Source organism: Salmonella sp. 32010601201800023SM (assembly GCF_017572235.1).
Lineage (GTDB): Bacteria > Pseudomonadota > Gammaproteobacteria > Enterobacterales > Enterobacteriaceae > Salmonella > Salmonella enterica.
Genome location: NZ_JAGEQS010000004.1, coordinates 420,594 through 434,549, shown reverse-complemented (window position 1 = coordinate 434,549; position 13,956 = coordinate 420,594). Strand labels below are relative to the sequence as shown.

Below are 13,956 nucleotides of genomic sequence, written 5' to 3'. Positions count from 1 at the left end.
AACTCAGAAGTGAAACGCCGTAGCGCCGATGGTAGTGTGGGGTCTCCCCATGCGAGAGTAGGGAACTGCCAGGCATCAAATAAAACGAAGGGCCCTGTCGGAAGACAGGGCCTTTTGTTTTATCTGTAGTCTGCCGGTGAGCACTCTCCTGAGGAGGACAAATCCGCCGGGAGCGGATTTGAACGTTGCGCAGCAACGGCCCGGAGGGGGGCGGGCAGGACGCCCGCCATAAACTGCCAGGCATCAGACAAGTGAAGAAGCCCGTCCGTCTGGACGGGCTTCTTTGCGTGTGTGGTAACTGTAAAAATGTAGGCCTGATAAGCGCAGCGCCATCAGGCAACCTGCACCGCCGGATGGCGGCTCCGCCTTATCCGGCCTACAGGAATTATCCCGCCTACGAAGCTGGTGCTCTTGTAGAACCGATAAGAGCACAACCCACCCAATCGTTAACGATGAACTATCCTTTACACGTGCTTATATAAGCAGTGAGGATTTTCATTGGCTATCAAACCTTTTAACTACCAGCAAGACTTTTCCAGCATCGACTTCCGCCAGCAGCCTGAATTGTATCAGGTGGGACGAGGCGAGCAGGGGGTGCTACTGGTTGAACCCTACAAAAGCGAAATTCTTCCTTTCTGGCGCTATAAAGATGAAGCATCGGCGATGAAATCCGCAGAACAGATCTACCAGTTGTTCGAAGCTTACCGGCAGCAGGATGATTTCGTTGGTATGGACATGGCGCGTAAATTTATTCAGATGGGATACACCCGCGCCAGGCGATACGCTAACTATAAAGGCGGTAAAAAGTATGCAGAAGACGGCAGCCTGAATACACGGGGTAATGATCCTATTAAGGCCGCGGCGGCAACGGTTTTCAAAGGTTGGTGGGATAAAATCCGTCAGGACGAAGACTATCTGAAACGGAAACGCCAGCATCAGGCACGGTGGGGATAAAAATTAGCAAACAAATAATTAACACTTTATTTACTTTTGGGTCTCGCGTAATCTGAATCTCCAAAATAAAAGGCCGATTAAGCCTGGCAACAAGGAGAACAGTATGGCAGAAATTATTCAGCGTATAGATAAAAACAACGCTGAGGCTCCGGAGATGCGGCGACGCATATGGGCTATCGTGGGGGCCTCTTCCGGAAACTTAGTGGAATGGTTTGATTTCTACGTCTACTCTTTCTGCTCGCTCTATTTTGCACATATCTTCTTTCCTTCTGGTAATACCACTACTCAGCTTTTGCAAACGGCAGGCGTCTTTGCCGCCGGTTTTTTAATGCGACCTATCGGTGGTTGGCTGTTTGGACGCATTGCCGATCGACGCGGGCGCAAAGCCTCAATGTTGATTTCGGTGTGCATGATGTGCATGGGGTCGCTGGTGATTGCCTGCTTACCTGGTTACGATACCATCGGCACCTGGGCACCGGCGCTGCTACTTATTGCAAGGTTATTTCAGGGGCTCTCGGTAGGGGGAGAGTATGGGACCAGCGCGACATATATGAGTGAAGTTGCGCTTGAAGGTCGTAAGGGATTTTTCGCCTCATTTCAGTATGTTACGCTTATCGGTGGCCAACTACTGGCATTGCTGGTCGTTGTGATTTTGCAGCAGGTTCTGGAAGATGCTGAACTTCGTGCCTGGGGATGGCGTATTCCCTTTGCGCTGGGCGCCGTGCTGGCGGTTGTGGCGTTATGGCTACGTCGCCAGCTGGATGAAACCTCGAAGCATGAGACTCGCGCATTAAAAGAAGCCGGTTCGTTGAAAGGTTTGTGGCGTAATCGCAAAGCCTTTTTGATGGTGCTTGGTTTCACCGCGGCAGGCTCGCTGTGCTTTTATACCTTCACCACCTATATGCAGAAATATCTGGTAAATACAGCAGGTATGCATGCCAATGTCGCCAGCGGCATTATGACGGTCGCGCTGTGTGTTTTCATGTTGGTGCAGCCGTTATTCGGCGCGTTATCCGATAAGATTGGCAGGCGCACTTCTATGCTATGTTTTGGCGCGCTTGCGACGCTTTTCACCGTTCCAATTCTCTCCGCGTTGCAGAATGTGACGTCGCCTTATGTCGCATTTGCTTTAGTGATGTGCGCGCTATTGATTGTGAGTTTCTATACCTCGATTAGCGGGATCCTGAAAGCGGAGATGTTTCCGGCGCAGGTTCGCGCCCTGGGCGTCGGTTTATCTTACGCGGTAGCAAATGCGTTATTTGGCGGCTCTGCGGAATATGTCGCGCTGTCGCTAAAATCTGTCGGTATGGAGAGTTCGTTCTTCTGGTATGTTACCGCGATGGCCGTTCTGGCTTTCCTGGTTTCGCTGATGTTGCACCGTAAAGGAAAGGGCTTACGCCTTTAGTATCGCGCCATTTGCCAGATAGCGTAACCGGTTGTCGCGCCAGCGACATCCCAGACAAAATCTTTCCAGCTCCAGCCGCTGCCTTCCGGGCGGCTGTCCCAGAGTTCTTTTGAGGCTCCGAGACTCAAAGAAAACATCAGCCCTATCGCTGCGCTGCGGTCAGGGCTTACTCCCTGGTGGCGCGCATACTCATTACCGGCTGCCGATAGCATCGCTGATGCCATAAAATGCTGGGCTTTATCCTGACCGCTCCAGTGGTCGTTAGCCAGATGGCTGCACCCGGAGAGAAACAACACCGTAAAAGGAATCAACACGCGCACCAGTTCACTCCTAAGAGAAAACCCCGTACAGGACGGGGCTTCGATTACAGGATACGGCTAATTAATCTGTCGATGCGGATCCGGCGCAGACGGCGAATCAATTTACGCACTTTTATCGGATAGTCGGCAATGCTCTGCAGGTCACGATAATGTTTTACGATGGTTGTGTGCGTTCGGATAAGTTCCAGCTCTTTTTCCCGCTGAGGGGCAAGCTCCTGCTTAGGATCGTGGATCAAAATGGCGTTTTCCAGATCCAGACGCCAGGCGCGGGGATTCAGGTTGTTGCCGGTGAGTAGCATCCATTTATCATCTACCCACATCCCTTTCAGATGATAGGTATTGTCGTCATCTTTCCACAGACGCACCACAAGCTGATCGGTATTGACGTAATACTGTAAACGGCTCAGGAAGCGGCGCAGGTTAATCTCATAGAGATAGGGCAGCGCGCCAATGATCTTGAACGGTTCATCTTCCGGAATGTAAAAATCATTCGCGGTTTTATCGCCAACAATGATTTCGACTTTCTTTCCGTCGCGCAGTAGCTGAATAATATTCCGCACCAGTACCGCTGGTAGATTGAAGTAAGGGGTACAAATGGTGAGCTTATGCTCCGCACAGGGCATGAGATGGAAAATGGTTTTGTTCAACAGACTGGACTTTCCAAGCCCGACCAGCGGCGTAACGGAGAGCTGCTCGTCATTAGCGTCACCCTGAAAATGATATGACGCATCACGCAGCTCCTGACGGTATAAGCGGATATCGTTTTTAATCTCCGGGCTTTTCGGCCGCTGGGTATTATCCAGACGATTCACACCACGGCCATTCATCAGATTTTGCGTCACCCAGTCAAACATGATGTCTGCCATTTGCCGATTGCGAATCAGCTGGTAGCGATCGTAGCGATATTTGTCATGCTGATGGAGATAGACATCGTTCAGGCTGGCGCCGCTGTACAGGACGCTATCATCAATGATAAAGCCTTTAAAATGCAGTACGCCAAGCGCTTCTCGCGTATTAATCGGTACGCCGTAAACCGGGACATCAATGCCGGGGTTTTCCTGCGCCAGTCGGCAATACCAGTCTGCATTGGTATTCGAGGCCGCTGCGCCAATGCGCCCGCGTTGCGCGCGATGCCAGTCGACCAGCACCCTCACGTCCAGTTCAGGACGCTGCCGTTTAGCCGCATAGAGCGCGTCGAGTATACCTTTACCCCCATCGTCCTGTTCCAGATACAGGGCAACGATACAAATACGCTGCGTCGCGCTGGCGATTTTCTCCAGCAGTGTCTCCCGAAAAGTAGCAGGAGTATAAAAGAAATCTACATCATCAACTGACTGAGAAATCTTAGGGAGTTGGGCAAGGTGTTGTTGATGTTTATTACGCTTAAATTTTGACAACATCACAGTGCATTTCTTCTCTGTTCATTGAAGGGTCCTCTGTGCTATGCAGACGACATAAGCGAGCAATAATAACATCAGTACCCGTTAAAGTGGTCAACATTTCCAGTACATTACTCACGATTCATCACATTTGGCCAGATTCAGCGTCAATCCCACGATGCCCTCTTCGAGCTGGATATCGACCTGAAATCCCAGTTTTCTGGCCAACGCGACCATGCCGCGATTGTTCGGCATCGTAATACCGTTCAGCCGCTTCAATCCGTGATCGCGAGTATAGGCAATCAATTTCTCCATTAAACGGCGTCCTAAACCCAGCCCTTTGAGATCTGAACGCACCAATACGGCAAATTCGGCATCTACGTTGTCAGGATCGGAGATCGCGCGCGTTACGCCGAGGATCTCTTCAGCGTTGTCCATCCGCCTCACGGCCACAAAGGCCATTTCTCGATCGTAGTCGATCTGCGTCATGTTGGCTAAATCTTCATGGGTGAATTCGTTGATCTCGCTGAAATAACGGTAGTAAAGATCCTCTTTGGTGACCTGTGCGATGAATTGTCGTAGTTGGGGCTCATCTTCCGGCAGGATCGGACGGAACAGGCAGCGATCGCCGTTTTTCATCTCCACCCACTCTTCAAGCTGGTGGGGATAGGGGCGTACCGCAAGTCGACTTTCGTTATCGCCATCAAACGGGGCAATATCCAGCGTCACATCCAGCGCGGTAAACTCACTGGCGGAAGCCAGCAGCGGATGGATATCCAGACGCTGAATTTCCGGGCAGTCGACAATCAGGTTTGAAACCTGGACCAGCAATTGGCTTAAACCGACAATATCCAGCGGACGCAGCGCGCTACGGGCGCGAATTTTCCGCTGTTTAATGCCCTGAATCACCAGATAGCGCGCCAGGTTCATGTTGAGCGGCGGCAGCGCGACGACAGCCTGCTCTTCCGGACGCCACTCTACGCCGCCTTCACCCAACATAATCAAAGGACCAAACACCGGATCGTGCTCGACCACCACACGAAGCTCCTGCGCGCCGGCGCGGTTAGCCATGCTTTGTACCAGCAAACCGTGAATCCGCGCCTGCGGCCAGGCCATCTTTACACGATCGAAAATGGCGTTCGCGGCCTGTTGTACCTCGCTTGCGGTCCGCAGGTAAAGCATGACCCCCTGAACTTCAGATTTATGCGGAATGTCGGGTGAGCGCAGCTTGAGAGCTACCGGATAGCCTATCTGTTCGGCGATATGCACCGCTTCAGCGCTGTCGCTGGCAATCCAGGTTGGGAGCGTGTGCAGCCCATAGGCGTGTAAAATCGGCTGTACTTCATGGGTATCCAGGGAGGTGGCGCCTTCCGCAATCGCCCGCTGTAACAGATTATGCGCCTCAGCGGTATTGGACATCAGGTTACTCGGCAACGCTGGCGTTTCCCGCAGTTGCTTCTGGTTACGCCGGTATTCCACCATATGCATAAACGCGGTAATCGTGCCTTCCGGCGTGCGGTAGGTTGGTAACCCGGCTTCGCTGAATAGCCGTCTTGCTTCCTGAGACGAGAACTCGCCGCACCAGTTTGTCAGCAGCGTAACAAACTTGCCTCTGGGGTGGCGCTTAATCGTCTCGATCAGAGCATGGGCGCTTTCCGTACCCGGCGCGGCAGCGCTGGGAGAATGGATAACCATAAGCGCGTCAAAATCCTGACTGGCGAGCAGGATATCCAGCGTTTTGACGTAATGTTCGCTGCTGGCGTCATCACACAGATCCAGCGGATTGGCAATATTAATGTGCGCGGGAAGCGCCTGCCGTAGTTGCAGGCAGGTCTCTTCGCTCAATGTCGCCAGCTTGCCGTTACGCGACCACAACTCATCTAACGCCAGCGCGGCAGGCGCGGCGCCATTGCTGATGATCATCAGTCTATCGCCGCGTAGCGGACGCATATGGCTCAGTGTTTCGACGGCGGAAAAAAGCTCGTGCGTATCCTGGACTCGCAGCAGGCCTGCGCGCTGGATGGCCGCATCCCACGCAGGGTCCATTCCCGCGCTGGTATTAAGTAAACGCTGGGCTGCCGGGCTTCGGCCGCTTTTAATCACCAGAATCGGTTTGTTACGTGAAGCGCTACGGGCGGCGGAAACAAAACGGCGGGCGTCGCTTAACTGTTCCAGATAGAGCAAAATCGCGCTGGTCTTGCTGTCGCGCGCCAGATAGTCCAGTAGTTCATCGACATCAATATCCAGGCTATCGCCCAGCGCGATAAAGTAGGAAAAGCCCATTTCACGCTGTTGCGCCCAGTCAAGAATAGTATTGGAAACGGCGGCAGACTGGGAAATAAAAGCGAGCTTGCCCTGTTTAATCGGGACGGGAGAAAAGCTGGCATTCAGCCCTTGCCACGGCGCGAGGAGCCCAAGACTGTTTGGACCCAGCAGACGCATTTTATAATGCCGGGCACAGGCAAGAAGTTCTTCATGTTGCGACGTGGGAGCAGAAAGGATAATGCACGTTTTACAACCTTTCGCGCCAAGCGCGTCCAGTAACGCCAGGTTACGGCTGGCGTTAGTGCATAAAATAGCCAGATCGGGGGTGAAAGGAAGACTGGCGATATCCGGCCAGGCCATGACGCCTAAAACGGCTTTCCAGGCGGGCGTCACGGGAAGGACGGGGCCATTGAATCCGCCCGCCAACAAGTTACGCATCATCAGGTAACCCGCGCGGTGGGGCTTCATTGATGCGCCAATCACCGCGATCGATTTTGGCCGCAGTAGCGCTTCCAGTCCTTGCTGGCTCATACCGGTTTCCCTTACACAGAAGTGACCGGATAATTTTAAACGCTTTCGCTATTTTATGCTGTGACGTTTCCCGGATGTTGCGTTTTTCCTGCCAGATAGCGCGTTTTAAAACGGGTAAAATGTTCACCTAAACTGGTTGCCGCCTCGGTATCTCCCGCCAGATCTAACAACGCTATGGCGACTTCGGCGGTACAATATTGCCCTTCGGCATGGATTTCACGCAGACGATAAGCTGAAAGACGCGATAAATCGACGGAAATGACCGGCAGATGATCCAGATAAGGGCTTTTACGAAACATTTTACGTGCTTCGGGCCAGGTGCCGTCCAGCATGATAAACAGCGGCGGTTTCCCGGCGGGCGGGGTGGAAATGACCTCGCGCGCTTCGCCGGCGTAGGACGCAGGAAAGACCACTATCGGCTGATAATCCGGATGCTGTACCAGCTCCAGCAACGCCTGCGGCGGCTCGGTACGCGACCACTGAAACGCCGCGGTATCCGGTAAAATATCGGCTATCAGCCGGCCGGTATTGCTGGGTTTCATCGGTTCAGTGTCAAACATGACCAGACAAAAACGGCTTTTCGCCTGAGAAGGCGTTAACGTATCACACAGGCAAGATTTTAGCGGCAGCAGGCAGCGTTGACAGCGGCGAACCCGATTGCCTCTGGCAAGAAAAGGGCGAGTAGCGCGCGCAAGCCGTTCGGCGCGTAACTGAAGGACAGCGTTATTGGTCATAGAAAGCGTTTGCGGAGAAAAACGCTATTGTGGCAGAGGTGAAAACGGGGCACAAGATGCGCCCCGTGGCGTTTACAGCGCTTCGTTCAGCCAGCTGTCGAAAGGCGCTTTAGGCACTGCGCCATTAAGCATATCGACCACCTGTCCATGTTTAAAAATCATAATCGTCGGGATGCTGCGAATACCGAAACGGGCGCTGAGTTCCCGTTCCGCCTCGGTATTCACTTTGACGAAACGGACTTTACCGCTGCGCTCTTCTGCGACATCCTCGAAGATTGGCGCAAAGTTACGGCAAGGGCCGCACCAGGGGGCCCAAAAGTCGATCACCACTGGAAGATCGTCCTTCAACAGTTTGTCCAGCGTTTCGCCGGTCGCATTAATGACTTCTCCGTCAAACAACTCATGACCGCAGCGTCCACATTTTGCCGCGTCCTGAAGCCGATCGTCGGGGATGCGGTTAATGGCCTGACAATGGGTACAAACGGTGTTCATAGCTAACCTCTGAATACGTCGGAAGACGTCCCGCTACGCGCGGGATGTTTCTATAATGTTACATATTATCGAGGAGTCTGTGCTAAACAACAATGTGTTTTATTCAATGAGTACAATAGTCGCAAGCTTTTAAACGAAATCATGGCTAACCGGATGCACATCGGGTAATCTTCGCGCTTCGCGCAGCGCTGGTGGAGAAAAGCATGAACGATGAATTAAAAAACAAAAGCGGCAAAGTCAAAGTGATGTATGTCCGTAGTGATGATGACTCTGATAAACGCACCCATAACCCGCGTACCGGGAAAGGGGGAGGCCGCCCAGCAAAGTCTCGCACTGACGGTGGACGTCGCCCCGCCCGTGATGAGCGAAATAATCAGAGCCGTGACCGTAAACATGAAACTTCGCCGTGGCGCACCGTGTCCCGCGCGCCAGGCGATGAAACGCCTGAGAAAGTCGATCATGGTGGTATTAGCGGTAAAAGTTTTATCGACCCTGAAGTTTTGCGTCGCCAGCGTGCGGAAGAGACGCGCGTCTACGGCGAAAATGCCTGCCAGGCGCTATTCCAGAGCCGTCCTGACGCCATCGTGCGCGCATGGTTTATCCAAAGCGTAACGCCGCGTTTTAAAGAGGCGCTGCGCTGGATGGCGGCGAATCGTAAAGCCTACCATGTGGTGGATGAAGCCGAACTGGCAAAAGCTTCCGGGACTGAGCACCACGGTGGCGTGTGTTTCCTGATTAAAAAGCGTAACGGTACGACCGTTAAGCAATGGGTAAAGCAGGCGGCGGATCAAGACTGCGTGCTGGCGTTGGAAGATGTCGCTAACCCGCATAATCTGGGCGGCATGATGCGTAGCTGCGCGCACTTCGGCGTGAAGGGCGTGGTGGTACAGGATGCGGCGTTGCTGGAGTCCGGCGCGGCGATTCGTACTGCGGAAGGCGGGGCGGAGCATGTCCAGCCGATTACTGGTGAAAGCATTGTTGACGTACTGGATGATTTTCGTCAGGCGGGGTACACCGTGGTGACGACGTCCAGCGATCGCGGTCAGGCGCTCTTTAGTACGACCCTGCCGGAAAAGATGGTGCTGGTCTTAGGCCGTGAATATGACTACCTGCCGGAAGCGGCGCGCGAACCCGACGATCTGTGCGTGAAAATTAACGGCACCGGGAACGTGGAAAGCCTGAATGTGTCGGTTGCGACAGGCGTGCTGCTCGCCGAGTGGTGGCGACAGAATAAAGCGTAAGGGCTGCAGCCCGGTGACGCAACGCGCGCCGGGCCGATTATGTACTTCCTACCGCCCGGTCAGACAAGGCGCTTTCGCGCTGTTATCCGGGCGATAAAACGGCGAGCCGCCAACGTTATTCACTCTCAGCCGGTAATACTGGCGTCCAGTCGATAGTTTTCTCGCCGTGTTGTTCCAGCCATTGGTTCGTTAGCGCAAAATGGTTACAGCCAAAAAATCCGCGGTGCGCAGAGAGTGGCGAGGGATGCGGAGCTTTCAGAATATGGTGGCGCTGTGGATCAATAATCGCGCCTTTCTTCTGGGCGTGCGAGCCCCACAGCAGGAAGACGACCCCTTCGCGGTGTTGGTTAATCAGGCTTATCACTTTATCCGTAAAGGTTTCCCACCCCAGGCTGGCATGAGAGTGCGCCTGGCCTGCCCGTACCGTGAGCACCGTATTCAGTAACAGTACGCCCTGGCGTGCCCAGCTTTCCAGATAACCGTGCGCGGGGCGAACAAAGCCGGGAATGGAGGCTTCCAGCTCTTTGTACATATTCACTAATGACGGCGGGGGAGCGATCCCAGGACGCACGGAAAACGCCAGACCATGTGCCTGGCCGGGGCCATGGTAAGGATCTTGTCCCAGGATCACCACCTTAACGTCGCCCAGTTCCGTGAAGCGAAAGGCGTTAAACACATCTTTTTGCGGCGGGTAGACCGTGATACCCGACTGACGCTCGCCAGCAACAGTGTGAAGCGTATTGATAAAGTAAGGTTGCTGTTTCTCATCAGCCAGCACATCGTGCCAGGTTAACTCAGTCGCCATCTCGCTCTCCTGCGAATTTCCAGTTCCCTTAGCTTAACTGCTTCTTTCTGCAGTGCAAAATCCTGCGTGCTACAAAAACGGTTACCTACAAAAGATAGTTGAAAATTTATGTAAAAAGTTTATAGGTCTGAATGGTGTAAGTTGATGTAAAACAATAAATTCCCTTCATCACCCTTTTTATGGTGTGGTTTTTATTGATTTAAATCAAAGAATGAAGGGTGATCGAAGGGTATATATACACTCAAGCAACAATGGTTTTACCAATTGGCCGGGATTAGGCCGACCGAAATCAAATAATTTTGCCTGGGGAGGCATCACATGATTACAGGTATCCAGATTACTAAAGCCGCTAACGACGACCTGCTGAATTCCTTCTGGCTGCTGGACAGCGAAAAAGGCGAAGCGCGCTGCATCGTTGCAAAATCCGGCTTTGCTGAAGATGAAGTTGTGGCTGTCAGCAAACTGGGCGAGATTGAATACCGTGAAATTCCGATGGAAGTTAAACCGGAAGTACGCGTTGAAGGCGGTCAGCATCTGAACGTTAACGTTCTGCGTCGTGAAACTCTGGAAGATGCGGTTAAGCATCCGGAAAAATACCCGCAACTGACTATTCGTGTTTCTGGTTATGCGGTGCGTTTTAACTCCCTGACGCCGGAACAGCAGCGCGACGTTATCGCTCGTACCTTTACCGAAAGCCTGTAAGGCTTATCCGGTAATAACAAGCGGAAGAGGCCGGGCCTTTTCCGCTTTTGTTTTATTTGGGTCAGTAAAAAATCCGCACCGCGCAGTACACCAGCAGTAACGCCAGAATGATATTTAACTGGCGACCATAATGGCGAAACGCCCGCTGAAACAGATGTCCCGCCAGCGCCCAACACACATTACCGAACGTGCCGATCAATGCCAGCAATATACTGACGCCGATGACCCAATTCAGCGCCTGCGTTTGCGGTAAAACAAATGTAGACAGAGCGGTAATGCCGTACAGAATAATTTTGACGTTCACAAACTGCAGACCAAAGCTTACCCAAAAGCCAACCGGTTTTGGTCTGGCGTTCTCATCCGCCGCTGGACTGGTAGCAATTTTCCACGCCAGCCACAGGATATACGCAGCCCCCACCCAACTGAGCAAATGAATGATTGCCGGATCGATAACCGCAAGGGAAAACGCGATCCCGGCGCACAGCAGCATGACGACCAAAAATCCCAGACTCATACCTGCCAGTACACGAATACTCTGCCGAAAACCATGTGCAGTTGCTGCGCTAAGCGCGAGAATATTGTTAGGGCCGGGGGTAAGGGCGGTGATTAATGTATAAGTCCAGAAAGCGCTTAAAAGCATCGGTGTCACTTGTCATCTCCTCTGTTTTAGCAGACAGTACCCGATATGAAATATTTAAAAAAATGAATGTTTTTTAATTCTGAATTCGAGATTTTCGATAGGTTGGTGGTTATGGATCTGCGTCGGTTTATTACGCTGAAAACGGTAGTGGAAGAGGGCTCGTTTCTGCGGGCTTCGCAAAAGCTGTGCTGCACTCAGTCGACGGTAACTTTTCATATTCAACAGCTTGAACGTGAGTTTTCCCTGCAACTGTTCGAGAAAATAGGGCGTCGAATGTGCCTGACCAATGAGGGGAAAAAGCTGATGCCGCATATCCATGAACTGACGCGTGTGATGGAGTCGATTCGTGAAGCCGCAAGACAGGATGCGGAACCCGGCGGAGAGCTGCGCGTGGCGACAGGTGAAACCTTACTGGCGTACAAAATGCCGCAGGTTTTACAACGTTTTAAGCTGCGAGCGCCGAATGTCAGATTGTCGCTACAGTCGCTGAATTGCTATGTGATACGTGATGCGTTGCTGAATGACGAAGTCGATCTGGGCGTTTTTTATCGCGTAGGTAATGATGACGCGCTCACGATGCAGCAACTGGGGGAGCAGTCGCTGGCGCTGGTGGCCTCTCCACTGCTACAGGATGCTGATTTTACGCAGCCAGATCAGCATATCCCCTGTAGTTTCATCATCAATGAACCGCAATGTGTCTTCCGCCAGCTGTTTGAAAGTACGCTACGGCAGAGGCGGATTACGCTGGAAAACACCATTGAACTGTGGAGTATTGAAAGTATTAAACAGTGTGTGGCTGCTAACCTGGGCATCAGCTTTTTACCACGTTTTGCCGTTGAACGAGAACTTAGTACCGGTCAGTTGAAAGAGCTGCCGTTTGGCGCGCCGTCGCTATCGATCATGGCGCTGTGCGCCCATCATGCCGGGAAAGCGGTCAGCCCGGCAATGCAGATATTTATGCAGTGTATGGAGGCGTGTTTTACCGTGGAAGATAAAAAAATGCCGGGTTAACGAACCCGGCATTATCATCACTCTTCGCTGGATTGCTCCTGCATTTTCGTACCGCTTGGCTTGCGGCGCTTACCGATATTTTTTGTATCGCGGTGACGTTTCTTCACGCGCGGCTTCTCTTTTTCTTTCTCTTTTTTCTTCTCGGCGCGTTTCGCCAGCACTTTTTTCGACGGTTTGCCGGTCAACTTTTCGCTAGGCGCACGCGTGGTCGGGCGAAGCTCATCAATGACGCGCGCTTTTAGCGGCTCTTCGATGTAGCGACCGATTTTCAGCAGCAACAGATGGTCGTGGGCTTCTACCAGCGAGATTGCAGTGCCTTTGCGGCCAGCACGGCCTGTACGACCAATGCGATGCAGATAGGTATCGCCACTGCGCGGCATGTCGAAGTTAATGACGTGGCTGACGTCAGGAATATCAATCCCGCGTGCCGCGACGTCGGTCGCGACCAGCACGTTAACGCGACCGTCGGTGAGACGCTTAATACCTTCGTTACGTTTGATCTGCGCCATCTCACCTTCAAGATAGCAATTGTTGATCCCTGCCAGACGCAGCGTTTCAGCCAATTCATGGACGCGTTCACGTTTACGTACAAACACGATAGAACGGGTTGCATCGTCTTGTTTTAGCAGGTGCTTCAACAGCGCAACTTTATGTTCGAAATTGTCGGCACGGTAGTACCACTGGTGAATTTTCTTACGCTCGCGGGTTGACGGATTGGCAGAAACCTCAACCGGGTCTTCCAGCAGGCGCTCGGCAAAATCTTTAATCGCATCGCCTTCCAGCGTGGCGGAGAACAGCATCGTTTGTTTACGCCAGCGGGTCTCACCAGCGATATGTTCAATGTCCTGAGCGAAGCCCATGTCGAGCATCCGGTCAGCTTCGTCAAGGATCAGTGTTTCAACCGCCCGGCAGTCAAAGTTCTCTTCTTTTATATATTGCAGCAGACGGCCCGTCGTGGCGACCACGATATCCTGGTTTTCGCTAAACACTTCAGCATGGTTCATATAGGCCACGCCGCCGGTAATCGTGGCGATATCCAGATGAGTATGCTTAGCCAGTTCACGAGCGTGATCGGCAACCTGCATTGCCAGTTCGCGGGTTGGCGTCAGGATCAGAATGCGCGGCGGCCCCGATTTTTTACGCGGAAAGTCGAGCAGGTGCTGCAACGCCGGCAGCAGATATGCCGCCGTTTTACCGGTGCCTGTCGGCGCAGAACCGAGTACATCACGGCCATCGAGCGCAGGCGGAATGGCGGCAGCCTGAATGGCGGTCGGGCGAGTGAAACCTTTATCCTGGAGGGCATCCAGCAGGCTTTCGTCGAGTTCAAGTTCGGAAAAAGTCGTTACAGTCATGTTCTACCTCTGTGTGGGGCGCTGATTATAGACGTTACGGCCGCAATCTTCATCTGTTTGTATGGATATCCCTTCTCAGGTATTGTTTTCACCCGGCGCTGTCGCCGTTTTTTTGCAAGGTTGTT

General features: G+C 52.7%; 13 protein-coding genes. 5 read left to right on the top strand and 8 right to left on the bottom strand.

Features of this window, described 5'->3' with window-relative positions:
* The first annotated feature begins 498 nt into the window (after window positions 1-498).
* Window positions 499-954 carry a DUF4385 domain-containing protein gene (locus tag J4617_RS15305; RefSeq protein WP_000985653.1) on the top strand — a complete coding sequence of 152 codons (456 nt, stop codon included), beginning with the start codon at window positions 499-501 and terminating at the stop codon, window positions 952-954.
* A 103-nt stretch (window positions 955-1,057) separates the two neighbouring features.
* On the top strand, window positions 1,058-2,359 hold the full coding sequence (locus J4617_RS15300) for an MFS transporter (RefSeq protein WP_000807819.1): 1,302 nt from the start codon (window positions 1,058-1,060) through the stop codon (window positions 2,357-2,359).
* Here the strand turns inward: J4617_RS15300 and J4617_RS15295 are convergent.
* From J4617_RS15295 to trxC, 5 genes are all read right to left on the bottom strand, one after another.
* Window positions 2,356-2,679: a YfiM family lipoprotein gene (locus J4617_RS15295; RefSeq protein ID WP_001264473.1), complete on the bottom strand. Its 324-nt coding sequence runs from the start codon at window positions 2,677-2,679 to the stop codon at window positions 2,356-2,358. The two genes, J4617_RS15300 and J4617_RS15295, sit on opposite strands and share 4 nt — an antisense overlap.
* 44 nt (window positions 2,680-2,723) lie before the next feature.
* Window positions 2,724-4,079 carry a CDP-diacylglycerol--serine O-phosphatidyltransferase gene (pssA, locus tag J4617_RS15290; RefSeq protein ID WP_000949286.1) on the bottom strand — a complete coding sequence of 452 codons (1,356 nt, stop codon included), beginning with the start codon at window positions 4,077-4,079 and terminating at the stop codon, window positions 2,724-2,726.
* Window positions 4,080-4,193: 114 nt separating this feature from the next.
* Window positions 4,194-6,854 carry a protein lysine acetyltransferase gene (pat, locus tag J4617_RS15285; RefSeq protein ID WP_017465856.1) on the bottom strand — a complete coding sequence of 887 codons (2,661 nt, stop codon included), beginning with the start codon at window positions 6,852-6,854 and terminating at the stop codon, window positions 4,194-4,196.
* Between the two features lie 53 nt (window positions 6,855-6,907).
* Window positions 6,908-7,588 carry a tRNA-uridine aminocarboxypropyltransferase gene (gene tapT, locus J4617_RS15280; RefSeq protein WP_000183642.1) on the bottom strand — a complete coding sequence of 227 codons (681 nt, stop codon included), beginning with the start codon at window positions 7,586-7,588 and terminating at the stop codon, window positions 6,908-6,910.
* 72 nt (window positions 7,589-7,660) lie between these two features.
* Entirely contained in the window at window positions 7,661-8,080 is a 420-nt protein-coding gene (trxC, locus tag J4617_RS15275) for a thioredoxin TrxC (protein WP_001098732.1), read from the bottom strand.
* Between the two features lie 203 nt (window positions 8,081-8,283).
* On the opposite strand from trxC, the gene J4617_RS15270 reads away from it, so the two are divergent.
* Window positions 8,284-9,321 (top strand): tRNA/rRNA methyltransferase, encoded by a 1,038-nt coding sequence (locus J4617_RS15270; RefSeq protein WP_000997368.1) that lies wholly within the window; start codon window positions 8,284-8,286, stop codon window positions 9,319-9,321.
* Between the two features lie 115 nt (window positions 9,322-9,436).
* On the opposite strand, the gene ung is transcribed toward J4617_RS15270, so the two are convergent.
* On the bottom strand, window positions 9,437-10,126 hold the full coding sequence (gene ung / locus J4617_RS15265; RefSeq protein WP_000179978.1) for a uracil-DNA glycosylase: 690 nt from the start codon (window positions 10,124-10,126) through the stop codon (window positions 9,437-9,439).
* Window positions 10,127-10,444: 318 nt separating this feature from the next.
* Here ung and grcA point away from each other — a divergent pair, with 318 nt between their 5' ends.
* Window positions 10,445-10,828, top strand: a complete 384-nt coding sequence (gene grcA / locus J4617_RS15260) for an autonomous glycyl radical cofactor GrcA (RefSeq protein WP_000627811.1) — start codon at window positions 10,445-10,447, stop codon at window positions 10,826-10,828.
* A 61-nt stretch (window positions 10,829-10,889) separates the two neighbouring features.
* Here the strand turns inward: grcA and eamB are convergent, their stop codons facing one another.
* Window positions 10,890-11,477 (bottom strand): cysteine/O-acetylserine transporter, encoded by a 588-nt coding sequence (eamB, locus tag J4617_RS15255; RefSeq protein WP_000188414.1) that lies wholly within the window; start codon window positions 11,475-11,477, stop codon window positions 10,890-10,892.
* A gap of 102 nt (window positions 11,478-11,579) precedes the next feature.
* On the opposite strand from eamB, the gene J4617_RS15250 reads away from it, so the two are divergent.
* Entirely contained in the window at window positions 11,580-12,479 is a 900-nt protein-coding gene (locus tag J4617_RS15250; RefSeq protein WP_001521114.1) for a LysR family transcriptional regulator, read from the top strand.
* 17 nt (window positions 12,480-12,496) lie between these two features.
* On the opposite strand, the gene srmB is transcribed toward J4617_RS15250, so the two are convergent.
* On the bottom strand, window positions 12,497-13,831 hold the full coding sequence (gene srmB / locus J4617_RS15245; RefSeq protein ID WP_000219174.1) for an ATP-dependent RNA helicase SrmB: 1,335 nt from the start codon (window positions 13,829-13,831) through the stop codon (window positions 12,497-12,499).
* Between the last annotated feature and the right edge of the window lie 125 nt (window positions 13,832-13,956).